We start from the raw sequence: 18991 nt of genomic DNA on the forward strand, positions 1-18991 counted from the left end.
GCGAAATGAGCAACCTCGACTGGCATCCGGTCAGCGCCGACGACACCCGCAGCCTGCGCAACGTCTTCGGCACCTTCATGACCGGCGTCACCATCGTCACCACCCGCGAGGCCGATGGCACCCCGCGCGGCTTCACCGCCAACTCCTTCACCTCGGTGTCGCTGAGCCCGGCGCTGGTGCTGGTGTGCATCGCCAAGAGCGCCGGTAGCCTGGCGGTGTTCAGCGCGGCTGAACGCTTCGCCATCAACATTCTCGGCGACTGGCAGCGCGAGCTGTCCAACCGCTTCGCCGGCCGCACGGCGGACAAGTTCGCCGGGGTCGAGCTGCTCTCCTGCGAGTCTGACGTGCCGTGCCTGGCCGATAGCCTGAGCGTGCTCAGCTGCCGCCGCCACAGCCTGGTGGAGGCGGGCGACCACGTGATCCTGATCGGTGAAGTACAGCGTTACCGCAGCAGCGTCGGCAGCCCGCTGGGCTACTTCCGCGGCAGCTACATCGACTTCGCCGAAGGTGCCAAGGCCATCCAGGTGGAGCGCGGCAGTGCGCTCAAGGTCGGTTGCCTGATCGCCCGCGACAGCGGCGTGCTGCTGGTGCGCGAGGCGGGCCAGCAGCACTGGAGCATCCCCGAGGTGTTCTGGCGCGCCGGGGTGAGCCAGAAGGCGGTGATCGACGAGGTATTCCGCCGCGTTGGCCTGGTGGGCGAGGTGTCGTTCATCTACTCGATGTTCGAGGAGGCGGGGGATGACTTCACCCGCCTGATCTTCCGCGCCGACGCCAGCGGCGAGCTGGCGCCGGCTGCCAGCGCCGGGCGCGAAGTGCGCCTGTTCCGCGCTGAGGACGAGCCCTGGCGGCTGGTGCGCGGCGACTACCTCACCAGCATGCTCCATCGCTTCTTCAGCGAGCGCCAGGCCGACAGCTTCGGCATCTACTGCGACACCGCCGATGGCGGACGAATCGCCGGCATCGCGGGCAAGCCCGTGCACTGGCTGGACTGGAAACACTAAGACCACCGAGTGGATAACAACATGGAATTCAACCATTTCCTCAGTTCCTACCTGCCCGATCCGGACGCCTCCGGCAAACAGCTCTACGAGCACATGGTCGAGCAGGCCGTGGTGGCGGAAGAGGTCGGCTACGCCGGCATCTCGATCCCCGAACACCACCTGATCAACATCCTGCTGGTGCCGTCGCCGTTGCAGATGGCGGTGAAAATCGCCTCGGTCACCCGGCACATCGAGCTGGTCACCTCTATCGCCGTGCTGCCGATCCGTGACATGCGCGTCTTCGCCGGCGAAGTGGTGCAGGCCGACGCGTTGTGCGACGGCCGGCTGGTGCTGGGAGTGGGGCGTGGCGCGTTCAAGTACGAGATCGAGATGCTCGGCGTGCCGATGCACGAGACCCGTGAGCGCTTCGACGAATCCCTCGCCGTGCTGCAGGCGCTACTGACGCGCAAGGAAGTGAGCTGGGACGGCAAGTACTACCAGTTCGGCCCGCTGACCGTCATGCCGCGCCCCGACCGGGAGATTCCGCTGGTGGTGGCGAGCATGGCGCCCGAAGGCATCCAGGCCTGCGCGCGCCAGGGCTTCTCGGTGCAGACCACGCCGCTCAGTGGCGACCACCAGATGCTGTTGGACCAGGTCAACGCCTTCCGCCGCGGCAAGGCCGAGGCCAGGCCGAAATCCGCCCGCCGCGCCCGACTCTCGCTGCAGCGCGCCACTTACCTGGCCCGCGATGAAGCCGACGCCCGCGAGAAGCTGCAGCTGGCCTACGAGTACTACCGGCGCTTCGACAACGTCTTCACCGGCCCCGGCATCGTCCATGGCGGTGGCATCGAGGCGCTGCCGCGCCAGCAGTCCATCGAGGAGCTGGGCAAGAACCTGCTGATCTGCACCCGCGAGCAGATGCTCGACCAGCTCTCGGCCTACGCCGAGGCCGGCATCGACGAAGTGATCATGACCGCCAACTTCGGCCAGTCCCAGGAAGACAGCCTGGACATGATGCGGCGCTTCGGCGAGCAGATCATCCCGCACTTCAGCGCCAACACCACGCAACCCGCCATGACCAATATGACAAAGAGGACCGGCTGATGCCCCTGCTTACCGTAGAACTTTTCCCCGGACGAACCCCCGAAAAGAAACGCGAGTTGATCCAGGCGCTGACCGAGACCTACCTGCAGGTCTGCGGCGGCAAGGCCCAGGCCGTCACCATCCTGCTCAAGGAAGTGGATCCGGCGGACTGGGGCGTGGGTGGTCGCAGCTACGCCGACATCATTGCAGACGCCAAGACCCAGGCCTGAGGAGGCGAACGATGAGCAAGGCAATCGATTGCGCCTATGTGGTGGACGGACAGGGCCCGGCCCTGGTGATGGTGCACGGCATCGGCGCACGCAAGACCGGCTGGGACAAGGTCACCGAGGCGCTGAAGGACAGCTTCACCTGCATCCGCTACGACCTGCGTGGCCACGGCGACTCGCCGCTGCCGGGCGAAGACTTCGGCCTGGAAGAACTGGTCGCGGACCTGGAAGCCCTGCGGGCGCGGCTGGGCATCGAGCAGATGCACATCATCGGCCACTCCCTCGGCGGCATGATCGGCCCGGCCTATGCGCACAAGTACCCGCAGCACGTGCTGAGCGTCGGGCTGCTGTCCACCGCGGCGTTCCGTTCGCCGCAGGACAGCGAGAACGTGCGCAAGGTGGTCCGCGCCATGGAAGAAAAGGGTATCGGCCCGGTTCTCGATACCCTGACCCAGCGCTGGTTCACCGAAAGCTTCTGCGCAGCGCACCCGGAGGTCATCGAGTGGCGCAAGCAGCAGGTGATGGCGACACCGGCCGAGGTATTCCTCAACGTCTTCCACATCTATGCGCAGACCGAGATGGCGCCGTGGCTGCATGAGGTCACGCAGCCCTGCCTGGTGCTCACCGGCGAGTTCGACGGCGGCTGCAACCCGGGGCTGAACCGACAGATTGCCGAGGCGCTGCCGCATTCCGAGCTGGTGGTGTTGCCCGATCTCAAGCACGCCATCCTGATCGAAGCGAGCGACAAGGTGGTTCCGCACCTGAAGGCCTTCCTGACCAAGGCCACGCAGTAACGCCTACCGACACGCGGAGGAGGGTGGGCATGGCCTGACCCTCCCCGCAACTGACCAGAAAAATTAGAAAACCGATAACCACAAGAACAACAACGGCCCAACCGATCAGCAGGTCGCTACCATGGCTCTGATTTACCCGATTCTCTTGCGGCGCATTCTTCTCGGAGCCCTGACCCTGTTGGGCGTCTCCGCACTCATCTTCGCGGCAGTCCAGCTGCTGCCCGGCGACATGGCGCAGAAGCTCCTCGGCCAGTCCGCCACGCCCGAGGCGCTAAGCGCCCTGCGCCATGAGCTGGGGCTCGACCAGCCGGCGCTGAGCCGCTACCTGCACTGGCTGCTGGGCAGCCTGCAGGGCGACTTCGGCACCTCGCTGTCCAACGGCCGGGCGGTGTCCGAGCTGATCGGACAGCGACTGCTCAACACCCTGTTCCTGGCCGGCTACACGGCGCTGATCGCGGTGCCCCTGGCGCTGCTGCTGGGGCTCTTCGCGGCGCTCTACAAGGACTCGGTCTACGACCGCGTGGTGAACATCATCTCCCTGGCGGCGGTGTCGCTGCCGGAGTTCTTCATCGGCTACATCCTGATCCTCTGGCTGGCGGTGAAGCATCCGCTGTTCCCCTCCATTGCCGATGTGCCCGCTTCGGCGAGCCTGCTGGAACACCTGCAGGCGGCCTTCCTGCCGGCGCTGACGCTGACCCTGGTGATCACCGCGCACATGATGCGCATGACCCGCATCGCGGTGCTCGACCTGTTGCAGCTGCCCTACATCGAGATGGCCCGGCTCAAGGGCCTGTCGCGGCTGAAGATCGTCCTGCGCCACGCGCTGCCCAACGCCTGGGCGCCCATCGTCAACGTCATCGCGGTGAACCTGGCCTACCTGATCACCGGCGTGGTGGTGGTCGAGGTGGTGTTCGTCTACCCCGGACTCGGGCAACTGATGGTGGACTCGGTAATCAAGCGCGACGTCATGGTGGTCCAGGCCTGCTGCTGCATCTTCGCGGTGGTCTATATCGGCATCAACCTGCTCGCCGATGTGCTGTCCATCGTCACCAATCCGCGCCTGTTGCACCGCAAGTGAGGGCCAGCCAATGAATGCCTTGATCGCAACCTTCAAGCAGATGACCTGGACCGCCCGCATTGGCCTGCTGATCATCCTCTTCTACACCTTCCTCGCGCTGTTCGGCCCACTGGTGGCGCCCTTCGGCGAGACCGAGATCGTCGGCAGCGAATACGACCCCTGGAGCGCGCAGCACTGGCTGGGCACCGACGCACTGGGGCGCGACATGCTCTCGCGGGTGATCTTCGCCGCACGCAACACCATCGGCATCGCGCTGCTGTCCACAGCGCTGGCGTTCTTCATCGGCGGCTCGCTGGGGTTGATCGCCGCCGCGCTGGGCGGCTGGGTGGATGGCGCGCTGTCGCGCCTGGTGGACGTGCTGATGGCGGTGCCGCAGCTGATCTGCGCGCTGCTCCTGCTGACCATCTTCGGCACCAGCATCGCCAACCTGGTGTTCGTCATTGCCCTGGTGGACGCCACGCGGATATTCCGCCTGGCGCGCTCGGTGTCGCTCAACGTGGTGGTGACCGACTACATGGAAGTCGCCCGGCTGCGCGGCGAGGGGCTGCTCTGGCTGGTGGCGATGGAGCTGCTGCCCAACGTGCGCGCGCCGCTGGTGGCGGAGTTCGGCCTGCGCTTCTGCTTCGTGTTCCTGACCATTTCCTCGCTGTCGTTCCTCGGCCTGGGCCTGCAACCGCCGCTGGCGGACTGGGGCAGCATGGTCCGCGAGAACGCTTCGCTGATTTCCTTCGGCGACCTCACCCCGCTGATTCCCGCCGCCGCCATCGGTGTGCTGGCGATTGCCGTCAACTTCGTCGCCGACTGGTTCCTCGCCCAGCGGCGATGAACGTCCGCCCCCGTATTGTTTGAGGACACGCAACATGAGCGAACCCTTGCTGAAGATCACCGGCCTGCGCATCGAGGCCGGCGGCGCGGATGGCTGGAACGAGATCGTCCACGGCATCGACCTGCAGCTGCAGCGCGGCAAGATACTCGGCCTGGTCGGCGAGTCCGGCGCTGGCAAATCCACCATCGGCCTCGCCGCCATGGGCTACACCCGCGAGGGCTGCCGCATCAGCGGCGGCGAAATCCTCTTCGACGGCATCGACCTGCGCCAGGTGCCCGAGTCGCAACATCGCGAACTGCTCGGCGCACGCATCGCTTATGTTGCGCAGTCCGCGGCGGCGAGCTTCAACCCGGCGCACCGGCTGATCGACCAGCACTGCGAGAGCGCCCTGGAACACGGCCTGGCTGCTCGCGAGCAGGCACGCCGGGATGCCGTGGAGCTGTACCGCAAGATATCCCTGCCCGAGCCGGAAACCATCGGCGAGCGCTACCCGCACCAGGTCTCCGGCGGCCAGCTGCAGCGGATCATGACCGCCATGGCGATGTCCTGCCGGCCGGACCTGATCATCTTCGACGAGCCGACCACGGCGCTGGACGTCACCACGCAGATCGACGTGCTGCTGACCATCCGCGAGCTGGTCCGCGAATTCCAGGTGGCGGCCATCTACATCTCCCACGACCTCGCCGTGGTGGCGCAGATGGCCGACGAGGTGATGGTGCTCAAGGACGGCCATCTGGTAGAACGCGGCGACAAGCGCCGGGTGATCGCCCAGCCGCAGGCTGACTACACCCGCTCGCTGTGGGCGGTGCGCAACCTCGCCTGCGAGGCGCGCCCGCCGGTAGCCGCCGACCAGCAGCCGCTGCTGGAGCTGCGCGGCATCCGCGCCGGCTACGGCAACAAGCAGGTGCTCGACGATGTGTCGCTGAAGGTCTTCCCCGGGCGCACGCTGGCCATCGTCGGCGAGTCCGGCTCGGGCAAATCGACCCTCGGGCGCTGTATCACCGGGGCTCTGCCCAGCCGCGAGGGCAGCATCCTGTTCCGTGGCGCGCCGCTGGCCGGGCACTACGCCAAGCGCAGCCGCGACGAGCTGCGGGCGATCCAGATGATCTACCAGATGGCCGACACCGCGCTGAACCCGCGTCAGCGTATCGGCGACATCGTCGGTCGGCCGCTGCAGTTCTACGGCGGCCTGGGCGCCGCGCGGCGCGATGAACGAACCCGCGAACTGCTGTCCGCAGTAGGGCTGGAACCGGGCCGCTTCATGATGCGGCGGCCGGGCGAGCTGTCCGGCGGCCAGAAGCAGCGCGTCGGCATCGCCCGCGCGCTGGCCGCGGACCCGGCGGTGATCGTCTGCGACGAGATCACCAGCGCCCTCGACCAGCTGGTGGCCGAGGGCATCCTGCGGCTGATCGACGACCTCAAGCAGAGCCTGGGTGTCACCTACCTGTTCATCACACACGACCTGTCGGTGGTGAAGTCCATCGCCGACGACGTGCTGGTGCTCAAGGCCGGCCAGGTCGTCGACTTTGGTGAAAAGCAGCGGGTGTTCACGCCGCCCTGCGACAGCTACGTCACCCGCCTGCTCGACAGCATGCCGCAGATGGACCCGGACTGGCTCGACGGCCTGTCACAGCGGGGCGTCGCCTGAATCCAATTCCGCTCAAGGAGCAAACCCATGACCGCAACAACTCGCCAGGACTGGAGCGAACGCGCCGCCGCGCTCGCCATCGAAGGCCGCTGCTTCATCGCCGGCAGCTACAGCGCCGCGCAGGACCAGCGCAGTTTCGACAAGAGCAGCCCGCTGGACGGCCGCAAGCTGGCGGCCATTGCCCGTGGCAGCGCGGCTGACATTGACCGCGCAGTAGCCGCCGCGCGCCGCGTCTTCGACGCCGGACACTGGTCGCGCCTGGCGCCGGTGCAGCGCAAGCGCATCCTGATCCGCTTCGCCGATCTGCTGGAAAGTCATGTCGAGGAGCTGGCCCTGCTGGAAACCCTCGACATGGGCAAGCCCATCGGCCATGCCCTGGCCACCGACGTGCCCGGCGCGGCGAATGCCATCCGCTGGTCCGCCGAGGCCATCGACAAGGTCTACGGCGAGATCGCCGCCACCGCCGAGGACCAGCTGGGCCTGGTCACCCGCGAAGCCGTGGGCGTGGTCGGGGTTATAGTGCCGTGGAACTTCCCGCTGCTGATGGCCAGCTGGAAGCTCGGCCCGGCGCTGGCCTGCGGCAACTCGGTGGTGCTCAAGCCTTCCGAGCGCTCGCCGCTGACGGCCATTCGCATCGCCGCGCTGGCGTGCGAGGCGGGGATTCCCGAGGGCGTGCTCAACGTGGTGCCGGGCTACGGCGCCGAAGCCGGCGACGCCCTGTCCCGGCATATGGATGTGGACGCCATCGCTTTCACCGGTTCGACCGGCGTGGCCAAGCGGCTGATGATCGCTTCCGGGCAGTCGAACCTGAAGCGCGTGTGGACCGAGGCCGGCGGCAAGAGCCCGAACATCGTCTTCGCCGATGCCCCGGACCTGCGCGCCGCCGCCACCAGCGCGGCTTCCGCCATCGCCTACAACCAGGGCCAGGTGTGCACCGCTGGCTCACGGCTGCTGGTGCAGGAGTCGGTGCGCGAGGAGTTCCTCGAGTACCTGCGCGAGGCGCTCGCCGCGTGGACGCCCAACGATGCGCTCGACCCGGCCAGCCGGTACGGCGCGCTGGTCGACGCGCAACATCTGCAGTCAGTGCAGGGCTATATCGCCAGCGGCCTGGAAGAGGGTGCCCGGCTGGTAACGGGTACCGGCGAAGGCGAGGGCTGCTACCTGGCGCCGGTGGTCTTCGACGGTGTGCGCAACGACATGCGCATTGCCCGCGAGGAAATCTTCGGTGCGGTGCTCTCGGTGATAGCCTTCGAAGATGCCGGGGAGGCGGTTGCCATTGCCAACGACACACCTTACGGTCTGGCAGCGGCCCTGTGGACGTCCAGTCTTTCGCGCGCGCACCAGGTCTCGCGCGCGCTGCGGGCCGGCTCGGTGTGGGTCAACCAGTACTCCGGCGGCGACATGACCGCGCCCTTTGGCGGCTTCAAGCAGTCCGGCAACGGGCGGGACCGCTCGCTGCACGCCTTCGACAAGTACACTGAGCTGAAGGCGACCTGGATCAGGCTCTGAATGAACTAACTTTTGACCATCACGGACCCGGGGCGGAATAATCCGCCCCGAACTGCCAACCTCGGAACCGGCACGCCATGCCCCAGCAGAAAGCGGCGCAACACAAAACCGCCCAGCAGAAAACGAAGAAGGTCTACGACCCCGAACTGCGCCGTGAGGAAATCATCAAGGCGGCCTTCCTCTGCCTGAGCGAGGAGGGCTACGCCAAGCTCTCCGCACGCAAGGTAGCGGCGCGCGCCGAGATGGCGCTGGGGCACATCAGCTACCATTTCAAGGACATGAACGAGCTGCTGGTGGAGGCCTACAAGTACGCCTCGCACCAGCTCTACGAAGCGACACGCGCCGGGCTGGTGGCCGAGCCGCGCACGTCCATGGCGCAGCTCGAGGTTTTCCTGCGCAGCGGCTTCACCAGCACCTTCCTCGACCGCAGCTACCTGTCGGTGCGAATCGACCTGTGGTCCGCCTCGCTGTTCCAGGAGGACATCGCCGACACCGAGTGCAAGCTCTACGCTATCTATCGCGAACGCCTGGTGGAGATCCTGCGCAGGATCGCCGAGGAGCGCGAAGTGGGCAGCGAGCGCATCGAGAAGTCGGCCGATGCCATCATGGCCATGCTCGACGGCCTCTGGCTGGACTGGCAGCGCCGGCGGAACATGAAGGCGATCGAGCATGGCATCAGTGCCTGCCTCGATCTGGTCGCCTTCTACATGCCCGAAAACTCCCGGTAAGCGAAGCCTTCTCAATGCCTCTGGCGTCTCACAGATGCCACTCCAGGTTCAGGAACGGCGTATTGGCCTCGGTGCCTGGCGTGTTGGCGGAGTTGTTGCCGAACTTGTTCTTCCAGTATTCGTAACCCACCCCGGCGAAGAGCGTGTTTTTCCTGCCGAACGTCAACTCGCCGACGTCTACCAGCACAGCCGCGTGTACCAGCGTCTCGCTCACGGTGTCGTTGCCAAAGCTATCCTTGCCCTTGGGCGGGACGAAGTTGGCGAAACCCTTGAACTTGAGTGATACCGAGTCGAGCTGGAACGGGGTGTCCCAGGCGGTTTCCACATAGTAGGTATCGTCGAAGCGGATATCGTGCTCGCGAGCGAAGGGCAGGCCATTGTGGTTCTTCTCGGTGCGGTACATCAGGCTCAGGTCCCAGAAGCCCGGCACGTCGAAGTTGAGGGTCGGGCCGACGACGAACATGCGTTTTTCCGGCGCGAAGGCGGTGTTCTTCGTGTTCCAGTCGAGGCCGGCCGACAGCGACCAGTCCCGCACGGGGCCCCACTTGAAGTCCTGGCCGGAAATCTTGTTGAGCGACAGTTGATGGCGGTACACCACATAGAATTCCGTGGCGCCGTCGTCGCTGTCTTCAGCGGGGTCGCTGCTGTCGGAAAACAACGCCTGGATGTCGAGAAAGTTGCCGCCGTACTGGTAGCCGTCGACATAGGTGAATTCGACGATGTTCTTGGCAATCGAATCATCGATGCCCGGCTCGGCAAAGCGAGTGCCGTACAGGTAGCTGAAAGAGCTGTCGCTCCATTCGGCAGCGGGCGCCGAAGTGACCGTGCTCAGCGACAGAACGCCGACGGCGAGGGCCTGGCAGGCAGGTAACATAGGTTTCTGCATCTTCTGTTTCCCGTGAGTCATCGCCCCGTTGGCACGGGGGATTCCTGGTTTTTTCCCGGTGGGACTTTGCTCAGGGCGTGTGCTTCCCGGCGCGGCGAAATGAGCCGGGCCAGTCGAGTTGTCCCGAGGGAATGAGGAGGCCGCAGGAGCCCGGCCCGAAGGCGCCATCGCTGGCAAGCCGGCTCCTGCGCGGTGCGTGGATCAGTCGTCGATCTGCATCAGTTGCTGCACGCCGTCCCAGGCTTCGGCGCGCATGCGCTCCAGGTCCAGCCCCGGAATCACGCCGTCATCGACCACCAGCCGTCCCCCGACCATGCTGTAGCGCACGCTGATCGGCTCGCCGGCAGCTACCGGTGCGAGCGCGGCATCGTGGAAGCCGAAGAAGCGCGGATGATCCAGGCTGTAGATGACCAGGTCCGCAGCCTTTCCGATTTCCAGTGTGCCGACCGAGTCCAGCCCCAGCACCCTTGCCCCGCCAGCCGTTCCCCAATGGATCACGTCTTCGACCGTGGTGGCCGACGCGCCTTGCTCCGCGCGATGGATCAGCCAGGCGGTATGCGCTTCGCCGACCATGCTTCCGGACTCGTTCGAGGCGACGCCGTCGACCCCAAGGGAGATCGGCACGCCGGCCTCATACATCTGTGGCACCGGTGCGATGCCGCTGCCCAACCGTGCATTGCTCACCGGGCAGTGGGAGATGCCGGTGCCGGTTTGCGCGAGCATGCGGATTTCGCCTGGCTGCATGTGGACCGCGTGGGCGAACCAGACGTCAGGGCCGAGCCATTCGTGTTCGGCGACGAATTCCACGGGGAGACAGTTGTATTTTTCGCGGCAGAAGTTGACGTAGTTCTGCGTCTCCGAAAGGTGAGTGTGCAGTCGCAGGCCGAGGCCGCGCGCGGAGTGGGCCAGTTCGCGCAGCAGGGTTGGCGGCAGCGAGAAGGTTGGCGTGGTCGGCGCCACCACCACCCGGCGCATCGCATCCGGAGTGTCCTGGTGGTACAGCGATTTGAGGCGCTCGATGTCGCCGACCATCTGATCCAGGGTCTCGGGTTGCAGCGCCGTTTTCGAGAATCCCGGATGTGCGCTTGCCGACTCCAGCGCTCCGCCTCGGCACAGAGCGAAGCGCATCCCGAAAGTCTCGGCCATGTCGAACAGCAGGTCGCCGGTCTCGGTGGTGCCGTTGGCGTGGTAGAGGTAATGGTGATCAGCGCAGGTCGTCACCCCGGACAGCAGCAGCTCGGCCATGCCCAGCCGCGCAGCGATCCGCGCCAGTTGGGGGGTGAAGAGGTTCAGGCGTGGATAGGGCACGCTGGCCAACCAGCCCTGCAGGTCCTGGTTCATCCCTTCTGGTACTGCCTTGAGCAGGTTCTGGAAGAGGTGATGGTGGGTATTGATCCAGCCCGGATACACCACCGAGTCACGAGCGTCGATGACTCGCTCCCCCGGTTGCGCCGTGAGGCCCACCGCCATTTCGGCGATGCGACCGTCGACGACACGGATGTCTACGCCACCAGCCCGGGCGCGCGGACCGCGCAACCCGGTCATCACCGCCAGGGGATTCTTGATCAGGGTGTTCTGCAGTTGAGTCATGGGCTTCTCCAGTCAGAGGGTGTGGGAGGCGGACTTGCTGCCTGTACTGTCGGGGGCGCTGACGCCATTGAGCGCCGCGTTGAGCAGCACCGACACCAGGCAGGCGATCACCACGCTGCTGTGCAGGAACGGCTGAGACCACTCGGGCAGTTGCTTGAACAAGGTCGGCGCCATCACCGGCACCAGGGCAGCCACGATGGTGAAACCGACGATCAGGACGTTGTAGCGGTTGCGCTCGTAATCGACCTTGGCCAGGGTCTGGATGCCGGCTGCCGCGACCACGCCGAACATGGCGACACCGGCGCCGCCAAGAGCCGCGGTGGGCATCGAGGCGATGATCGCCCCGGCCTTGGGCACCAGCGCCACCGAGCACATCAGCAGCCCGCTGATCGCCACCACCCAGCGGCTGCGCACGCCGGTGAGGATCACCAGTCCGACGTTCTCCATGAAGGCAATGAATGGAAACGCTGCGAACATCCCGGCGATGGTGCTCGCCAGCCCGTTGGCGCGTAGGCCGCCGATCACCTGTTTCTCGCTCACCGGTTTATCGACGATGTCGCCGATGGCGACGAACAGCCCCATGGACTCGACCATCTGCACGATCATCACTACCACCATGGTCGCGATCGGGATCAGGCTGAAGGTCGGCAGGCCGAAGTGGAAGGGGTAGGGCACGGTCAGCCAGGGGGCTTCCTGTACGCTGTGGAAACTGCCCATGCCCAGGCCGTAGGCCAGCCCCGCACCCACCAGCATGCCCAGCAGTACCGCCATGTTGCGCAGCATCGGAGTGCCGTAGCGGTTGACCAGCAGGATGGTCGCCAGCACCACCACGGAGACGGCCAGGTAGGTCGGCGCGCCGAAATCGCTGGCTTGGCGGCCGCCGCCGATCCATTCATAGGCGATCGGGAAGAGTTGCAGGCCGATCACTGTGACGATGCAGCCGGTGACCACCGGTGGGAAGTACCGGCGCAATCGACCCACGAGCGGCGCGGCGAGCAAGGTGAAGATCCCCGCCCCGATCACCGCTCCGCAAACCCCGGCGAAACCCACCTGCGGGTCGCTGCCGATGGCGATGACCGGGCCGACGCTGCTGAAGGCCACGCCCTGGAGGATCGGCAGGCGCACGCCGAACTTCCAGAAGCCGACGCACTGCAGCAGGGTGGCGATGCCGGAGCAGAACAGCGTGGTGCTGATCAGCACCACGGTATCGGCTTCGGACATCTTCAAGGCGCTGGCGACGATCAGGGGCACGGCGATGGCGCCGATGTACGAGACGGCCATGTGCTGCAGGCCGAGGGTGAGCATTTGCCGGACCGGTAATACCTGGTCGACCGGGTGGACGGTGGAGACGGTACTGGCTGACGACATGGGGAATCACCTCTTGCTGTTTTTATTGGGTAGAGAGGGGTATTCGTTCTGCGTGCCCGGAGCCGCCATCCACCGGCGCCGATGCTTCTTCTCAGCCGGCCAGACAGGCCGCGAATCCTTGGTTCAACGCTGCGCGGTCCAGGTCGCGGCCGATGAACACGATCTTGCTGGAGCGTGGTTCCGTGCCCCATGAGGTGGAGGCGCGAAACTCGACGAGGCTGTGCACGCCCTGCAGCACGTAGCGCTGATCCTGGTCCTTGACCGCCAGCACGCCTTTCATGCGGTAGAGGTTGTCGGCCTGCTGGACGCGCAGCTCGCTGATCCAGCGGTGGAAGGCGCCCAGGTTCACCGCGCCATCCACGGCGATGCCGACGGAGGACACACTGGGATCGTGGTCATGCGCCAGATCGTCGTGGTCGTGATGATGTTCTTCGGTGTGGTGATCGTGGTCCGAGCCGATTTCCATCAGTTTCTGGGTTGACTCGAACGCACCCACGCCGAGGATCTTCGTCAGGTCGATCTCGGCGTAGCTGGAGGTCACCAGATCCGCCGTGGCATTCAGGCCGCGAATCCTCTCGCTCAGGCTCTCCACCTCGACAGCGCTGACCAGATCGATCTTGTTGATGACGATCCGGTCGGCACAGACGATCTGGTCCACGGCCTGGTTGTCCGCGCCGTCGAGCTGCAGGTCCTCCAGGTGCTGGGTGATGTGCCTGGCGTCGACCATGGCCACGATGGCGTCCAGTTCCACTTCCTCGGAAATCGGGTCGTTGATGAAGAAGCTCTGCGCCACCGGGTACGGATCGGCCAGGCCGCTGGTTTCGATGAGGATGTGATCGAGCCGCACCGGGCGCGCCACCAGCTCGCGGACGATGCGCACCAGGTCCTCGCGCACCTCCGCGGTGCAGCACACGCAGCCGTTGACCATCTCGTAGATTTCCTCGGTCTCGGAGCTGAGCACCAGGTCACCGTCGATGCCGACTTCGCCGAACTCGTTTTCGATCACGGCAATCCTGCGACCGTGGTTTTCCTTGAGGATGTAGTTGAGCAGCGTGGTTTTGCCGGCGCCGAGGAAGCCGGTGAGGATGGTCACCGGAATCTTGCGGTTCGGGGTCGGTTGCTGGAGTGGGCTGTTCATGCGAGCTCCTTCGATTGCGAGAAATGGCCGGTGGACGCCGGGCCGGGTTCACCCCAGCGCAGTGCGGTACCGGCGTCGAGGCCGAACAGGTCGAGGACACGGCCAAGGCTGTGATCGACCATTTGCGAAAGGGAATGCGGGCGGGCATAGAAGGCCGGTACCGGCAAGGCGATGATTCCGCCCATCTCGGTGACGGCAGTCATGTTGCGCAGGTGGGCCAGGGTCAGCGGCGTCTCCCGGGCCATCAGCACCAGCGTCCGGCGCTCCTTGAGGGTGACGTCGGCGGCGCGGCCGATCAGGCCGGTGGAGGTCCCGGTCGCGATTTCCGCCAGGGTGCGCATGGAGCACGGCGCGACCACCATGCCCAGGCAGCGGAACGAACCGCTGGCGATGCCGGCGGCTACGTCATCGGCGCGGTGGTAGTGGCTGGCCAGTGCCGTGACGTCCGCCAGCTTGTAGTCGGTTTCATGGGCCATGGTCAGCAGCGCGGCGCGGCTGATGACCAGGTGGCTTTCGATGTCCAGCTCGGCGAGCAATTCCAGCAGCCGTACGCCGTAGATGAAGCCCGACGCACCGCTGATGCCGACCACCATCCGCTGGCGGCTCATGACCCGATGCTCTTGAGCAGATCGCGGGCGCGCTCGACCACGTCCTGGTCCAGTTGCGCCTTGATTCCATCGAATCCCGATCCACGGGTGGCATCCAGGCCCATCCGCGAGGTGGTGCCATTGACCGAGGAGGAGGGGTCCAGCGGACTGCCGGGCAGGCCGTCGACGACGAAGATGTCCTGGTGCGGCTGGAAGTGCGTGGCCAGTGCCCACAGCACCTGGCTGTCATCGGTGATGTCGATGTCGCCGTCCACCGCGATCACGGTTTTCAGGTACGGGTCCCAGCCCAGCAGGGCGAGCATGATCTGCCGCGCTTCGCCATCGCGGCTCTGGTCCAGCGCCACGTAGCAGTGAAAGTGCGTGCCGGAGTTGGGGTAGTGCACGGCGGTGACGGCAGGGAAGCGCGCCTTGAGTTTCTCGCTCATCTCCGCTTCCCGAGGCAGCCTCGCCAGGGTCAGGTGCTCGGCATAGCGTCCTCCGACCACGTCCACCAGCCAGGCGTCCTTGCGGCGCATCAGGGTGTCGACCCGCAGGACGTTGTTGGTCGAGCGGTCCGAGGAGTAGCCGCTGAACTCGCCGAAGGGGCCTTCTTCGGCATACCCGGCCGGGTCTATCGCACCTTCCAGTACGAACTCGGCGTAGGCCGGTACGCCGATGCCATAGCGCGGGGTCCTGACCAGTTCCAGCGGTGCGCCGAACAGTCCGCCGGCCACGGCGCGCTCGTCACTGCCAAACGGCAGCCGGGCGGCAGCAGCCAGCATGAACAGCGGGTGTGCGCCGACCACCATGGCCACGTGCAGTTCTTCGCCGCGCTCGCGGGCGCTTTGCAGCATGCGCCACAGGTGGCCACGGGAGTGCAGGCTGGTGGCGAGGGTCTGCCGGGCGTGGCGCATCGAGCGGTGGTAGCTCATGTTGGCGATGCCGCTGACCGGGTCTTCGGCGATGATGATTGCATTGGTGATGTACGGCCCGCGGTCGCTGTCGAAATGCTTGAGCATCGGCAGCAGTGCCAGGTCCAGCGCTTCGCCCTCGAATATCTCGTCGAGTACCGGGCCGGTTTCCACATGGCGGGGCGGGATCGGTTGGTTGGCACGGCTCTGGAAGGCCTCGTGCAGCTGCGCCGGGGTAACGCCGAAGATCCGCGCGATGCGGGTCCGGGAGGCGAACAGGTTGGTGACCACCGGCACGCCGAGGGTGCCGACGTTTTCGCAGATCAGCAGTGGGTCGCGGCCTTGCGCGGCCAGGGCATCGACCAGCGCGGTGACCTCCTGGTCGGCGGAAAGCGGGGACTCGATGGTGAGCACATCGTCCGGATACTGCCGGCGATAGCTGTCGATGAAATCGTGGAAATCCTGGGTATCGCCGAGCGTGGAAAGGGGCATGCTTTCACCTCCTGAAAAAAACAGGCGCGCAGGGCCGAGGGCGACGTTCGATCGAGAGGCCAGCGGCCTGCCCGATCGAACACCGGTTCATCTGTGCGCCTGGAAGTCCCGCTGTGTTACAGGTAGGTCTTGCTCAGACGGGCGTCTGCCTCGACCAGGTTCCTGGGCGGCGGTGTCGGCTCGATGCCGCACAGCCGGGCGATGTTGTTGCCCAGGTAGTCCTCGAGGTGGTCCTCGTCGATGCCTAGGCCCTGGGGTGCCGGTGAACACAGCACTTCCAGCTCCCGCAGCCACATGCCCGGCTCGTTCGGCGGCGAGTCGGTGCCGAACACGATCTTGTGGCGCGGCAGGTCCTTGGCGAACTCGACGATCCGCGACTGGAAGCACCAGCCGGATTCGCAGTACACGTTCGGCGTGTCCATGGCCATCCAGAAGGCCTCGAACGAGTAGTTGCCGCCGGTCTGAATGCCGAAGTGGCCGATGATGAAGTTGACCATCGGGAACTCTCGGATGATCGGGTAGAACATCGTCGGGATGGTGTAGGGCCCATCGCCGGTGTGGATCAGCACCACGATGTTGTACTTGGCGCAGACCTTCATGGCCGGGCGCAGCCAGTCGAGCGCGCGGTCCGGGCGGTAGCCGTGCATGTTGGCGTGCAGCTTGAGCATCTTGAAGCCGTATTCCTTGACATGGAACTCCAGCTCCGCCGCACCGTTTTCCGGGCCCCAGCGCGGGTTGAAGGTGAAGTTGCCGATGAAGCGGTCGGGGTAGGTCACGCAGAGTTCGGCGACATAGGACATGTAGTCGCGCACGCCCTCGCGGCCCCGACGGTTGCCGTCGCGGTAGCCAGTGTTGCCCGGCGGCGGCTGGATGAAGCCCATGTCGATGCGGCGCGGTTTGCCGTTGATCATGTACGGGCCGTCCATCAGCTTGAGCATGCGCTCGCCGGTGAAGGGTTCGCCGGTGTGGCGCCAGGCCTCGTCGACCAGGTTGGTGGGGTGCAGATGGGTATCGATGATCATGGGTTCAGCTCCTGGCCTGTTGAGTCGTGACAGGGCGCTTGAGTTGCGCCTCGGCTTCGGAAACGGAACGCGGCGGCGGAGTCGGCTCAAGCCCGATCATTCGCGCGGTGTTGTTGCCCAGGTATTCCTCGAGGGTGTCCTCGTCGAGGTTCAGGCCCTGGGGCGGCTCATGGCAGAGCACTTCCAGCAGGCGCAGCCACATGCCCGGCTCGTTCGGCGGCGTGTCCGTGCCGAAGAGGATCTTGTGCGTCGGCAGGACCTTGGCGAATTCGACGATCCGCGATTGCAGGCACCAGCCCGACTCGCAGTAGACGTTGGGCAGTTCCATCGCCCATTGCATCGGCTCGAACACGTAGACCCCGCCGGTCTGCACGCCGAAGTGGGCCATGATGAAGTTGACGTTGGGGAATTCCTTGATCATCGGCACCCATTCCGATGGGATGCTGTAGGGCCCGTCGCCAGTGTGCAGCTTGACCGGGATGCCCAGCTCGGCGCACTTCTCGAAGGCCGGACGGACCCAGTCCAGCGCCCGGTCCGGGCGATAGGCATGCATGTTGGCCTGCATCTGGACCATCTTGAAGCCATGTTCCGTGACATAGCGTTCGATCGCTTCGACGCCGTTCTCCACCCCGCAGCGCGGGTTGTAGACGAAGCAGCCGATGAAGCGGTCCGGGTAGGTCTGGACCATCTTCAGGGTGTAGGCCATGTAGGCGTCGATGGATTCGCGACCGCTGAGTTCGCCGTCGGTCCAGGTGTAGATGGTGTTGCCTTGCGGCGGCTGGATGAAGGCTTTGTCGATGCGGCGAGGTTTGCCGTTGACCATGTACGGGCCATCCATCATCTCCAGCAGACGCTCGCCGGTGAACGGGTCGCCGTCATGCCTCCAGGCCAGGTCAACCTGGTCAGTTGGATAGCAGCTGATATCGATGATCATTGAAGTCGATCTCCTGATAGCGGGGAAGGGAACCTTGCGGTTCGCAGCAACCACGTCCCGGATAATCGGCCGTTTCTATGCGCGACAGACTCGCGCATTCCCTCGCCTGGTCGCATCCACTCTGGGACGCTGGCTGCTTGGGGGGCAGTATTGGAAGGGGGAGGAAAGTCCGTACAATATTAATTGGGCGAGGTGTTGATATGCGTTCGATATGGGCCACTTGCCGGTGCGGCGTTGCCACCTGTCACCGGCGTGCGCGCAGCGGGTTCAGCCCTGGGTTCGCGAGGCCATTCGCTTGATCAGCTCCACCACGGGCGCCACCCGCTCAGCCTGACCTGGCGGCCACACTGCGTACAGGTTGTAGTGCGCCGGAATCTCGGCCTCGTTCAGCTCTACCAGACGCCCTGCCGAGAGTGCATCCGCCGCCAGCAGGCCACGTACCAACCCTGCACCGACCCCGGCTTCAGCCGCTGCGATCAGGTTCGCCGCGTTGTCGAAGATCACCCGTGCGCCCGGTTCGATCGGCGCCATCCCGGCGGCATCCAGCCACGGAATCCACGAGCGCCGCGTATACCCCAGCAGCGGCAGCTCCAGCACCTGCTCCGGGGTGAGCGGGACCTGCAATCCATGGCGCTCCAGCAACGCCGGGGAAGCCACCGCCATCACCCGGTCGCCGCAGATCTGCGTCATCTCGCAGTCATCCCAGTCGCCATAGCCGTAGCGCAACGCCAGGTCCACCCGCTCGAAGGAAACGCGCTCCGAACGCGGCATCGACAGCAGCGCCACCTCATGCTCAGGCAGCGCATCGAGTAGTTCGGGCAGGCGTGGATTGAGCCAGCTCTGGGCCAGTTCGCTGTCCACATCGAGCGTCAGCCGTTGCGCCACCCTGCGGTTCTTGACCGACGACAGCGCCCGGTCGATCTGCGCCAGGCCATCGGACAGGACGCTGGCGAACAACTGCCCGGCATCGGTCAGCTTGCTGCCGCCGCCTTCGCGTACGAACAGCGCCTGGCCGACGAAGTCTTCAAGGGACCGGATCTGCTGGCTGATCGCGCTGTGGGTCAGGTCGAGCTTGCGCGCAGCGCTGGAGAAGCTGCCGCTGCGCGCGGCCTGGATGAAAGCACTCATGGACTGCACTGACGGGTATCGCTTGTACATGCTGTTAGTCCTGCTTACACACGATGGCAGAA

General features: G+C 65.5%; 18 protein-coding genes. 9 read left to right on the plus strand and 9 right to left on the minus strand.

The window, feature by feature from the left end; all coding sequences use genetic code 11:
* Positions 1–5 precede the first annotated feature (5 nt).
* The 9 genes from IB256_RS07215 to IB256_RS07255 all read left to right on the plus strand — a co-directional run bounded on the left by IB256_RS07215 (position 6) and on the right by IB256_RS07255 (position 8873).
* On the plus strand, positions 6–1001 hold the full coding sequence (locus IB256_RS07215) for a flavin reductase (protein ID WP_192401891.1): 996 nt from the start codon (positions 6–8) through the stop codon (positions 999–1001).
* A gap of 21 nt (positions 1002–1022) precedes the next feature.
* Positions 1023–2084, plus strand: coding sequence for an LLM class flavin-dependent oxidoreductase (locus tag IB256_RS07220; protein WP_192294826.1), 1062 nt, complete (start codon positions 1023–1025; stop codon positions 2082–2084).
* The gene (locus IB256_RS07225; RefSeq protein ID WP_192294825.1) at positions 2084–2293 is read left to right on the plus strand and encodes a tautomerase family protein; all 210 of its coding nucleotides are present in this window, start codon (positions 2084–2086) and stop codon (positions 2291–2293) included. The genes IB256_RS07220 and IB256_RS07225 overlap by 1 nt, the downstream gene beginning before the upstream one ends.
* 11 nt (positions 2294–2304) lie before the next feature.
* Complete coding sequence (locus tag IB256_RS07230; protein WP_192294824.1) at positions 2305–3084, plus strand: alpha/beta fold hydrolase; 780 nt, start codon at positions 2305–2307, stop codon at positions 3082–3084.
* 121 nt (positions 3085–3205) lie between these two features.
* Entirely contained in the window at positions 3206–4162 is a 957-nt protein-coding gene (locus IB256_RS07235) for an ABC transporter permease (RefSeq protein WP_192401893.1), read from the plus strand.
* A gap of 10 nt (positions 4163–4172) precedes the next feature.
* Entirely contained in the window at positions 4173–4988 is an 816-nt protein-coding gene (locus IB256_RS07240; RefSeq protein ID WP_192294822.1) for an ABC transporter permease, read from the plus strand.
* 34 nt (positions 4989–5022) lie between these two features.
* Positions 5023–6636: an ABC transporter ATP-binding protein gene (locus tag IB256_RS07245; protein WP_192294821.1), complete on the plus strand. Its 1614-nt coding sequence runs from the start codon at positions 5023–5025 to the stop codon at positions 6634–6636.
* Between the two features lie 27 nt (positions 6637–6663).
* Complete coding sequence (locus IB256_RS07250; protein WP_192401895.1) at positions 6664–8145, plus strand: aldehyde dehydrogenase; 1482 nt, start codon at positions 6664–6666, stop codon at positions 8143–8145.
* Positions 8146–8222: 77 nt separating this feature from the next.
* Positions 8223–8873: a TetR/AcrR family transcriptional regulator gene (locus IB256_RS07255; protein ID WP_192294819.1), complete on the plus strand. Its 651-nt coding sequence runs from the start codon at positions 8223–8225 to the stop codon at positions 8871–8873.
* Positions 8874–8901: 28 nt separating this feature from the next.
* On the opposite strand, the gene IB256_RS07260 is transcribed toward IB256_RS07255, so the two are convergent.
* From IB256_RS07260 to IB256_RS07300, 9 genes are all read right to left on the minus strand, one after another.
* A complete protein-coding gene (locus IB256_RS07260) occupies positions 8902–9759 on the minus strand; it encodes an outer membrane protein OmpK (RefSeq protein WP_192294818.1) in 858 nt (285 codons plus the stop codon).
* 201 nt (positions 9760–9960) lie between these two features.
* Positions 9961–11349 carry an amidohydrolase family protein gene (locus IB256_RS07265; RefSeq protein ID WP_192294817.1) on the minus strand — a complete coding sequence of 463 codons (1389 nt, stop codon included), beginning with the start codon at positions 11347–11349 and terminating at the stop codon, positions 9961–9963.
* Between the two features lie 12 nt (positions 11350–11361).
* Positions 11362–12717: a nucleobase:cation symporter-2 family protein gene (locus IB256_RS07270; RefSeq protein ID WP_192401897.1), complete on the minus strand. Its 1356-nt coding sequence runs from the start codon at positions 12715–12717 to the stop codon at positions 11362–11364.
* 91 nt (positions 12718–12808) lie between these two features.
* Positions 12809–13855: a CobW family GTP-binding protein gene (locus IB256_RS07275; protein WP_192401900.1), complete on the minus strand. Its 1047-nt coding sequence runs from the start codon at positions 13853–13855 to the stop codon at positions 12809–12811.
* Positions 13852–14463, minus strand: coding sequence for a UbiX family flavin prenyltransferase (locus IB256_RS07280; RefSeq protein WP_192401902.1), 612 nt, complete (start codon positions 14461–14463; stop codon positions 13852–13854). The genes IB256_RS07275 and IB256_RS07280 overlap by 4 nt, the downstream gene beginning before the upstream one ends.
* The gene (locus tag IB256_RS07285; protein WP_192294813.1) at positions 14460–15845 is read right to left on the minus strand and encodes a UbiD family decarboxylase; all 1386 of its coding nucleotides are present in this window, start codon (positions 15843–15845) and stop codon (positions 14460–14462) included. Before IB256_RS07285 ends, IB256_RS07280 begins: the two co-directional genes overlap by 4 nt.
* 116 nt (positions 15846–15961) lie before the next feature.
* Positions 15962–16867 carry an amidohydrolase family protein gene (locus tag IB256_RS07290; protein ID WP_192294812.1) on the minus strand — a complete coding sequence of 302 codons (906 nt, stop codon included), beginning with the start codon at positions 16865–16867 and terminating at the stop codon, positions 15962–15964.
* A gap of 4 nt (positions 16868–16871) precedes the next feature.
* Positions 16872–17801 (minus strand): amidohydrolase family protein, encoded by a 930-nt coding sequence (locus IB256_RS07295; RefSeq protein WP_192294811.1) that lies wholly within the window; start codon positions 17799–17801, stop codon positions 16872–16874.
* Between the two features lie 267 nt (positions 17802–18068).
* Entirely contained in the window at positions 18069–18959 is an 891-nt protein-coding gene (locus IB256_RS07300; RefSeq protein WP_192294810.1) for a LysR substrate-binding domain-containing protein, read from the minus strand.
* Between the last annotated feature and the right edge of the window lie 32 nt (positions 18960–18991).

Source organism: Pseudomonas sp. PDM17 (genome assembly GCF_014851985.1).
Lineage (GTDB): Bacteria > Pseudomonadota > Gammaproteobacteria > Pseudomonadales > Pseudomonadaceae > Pseudomonas.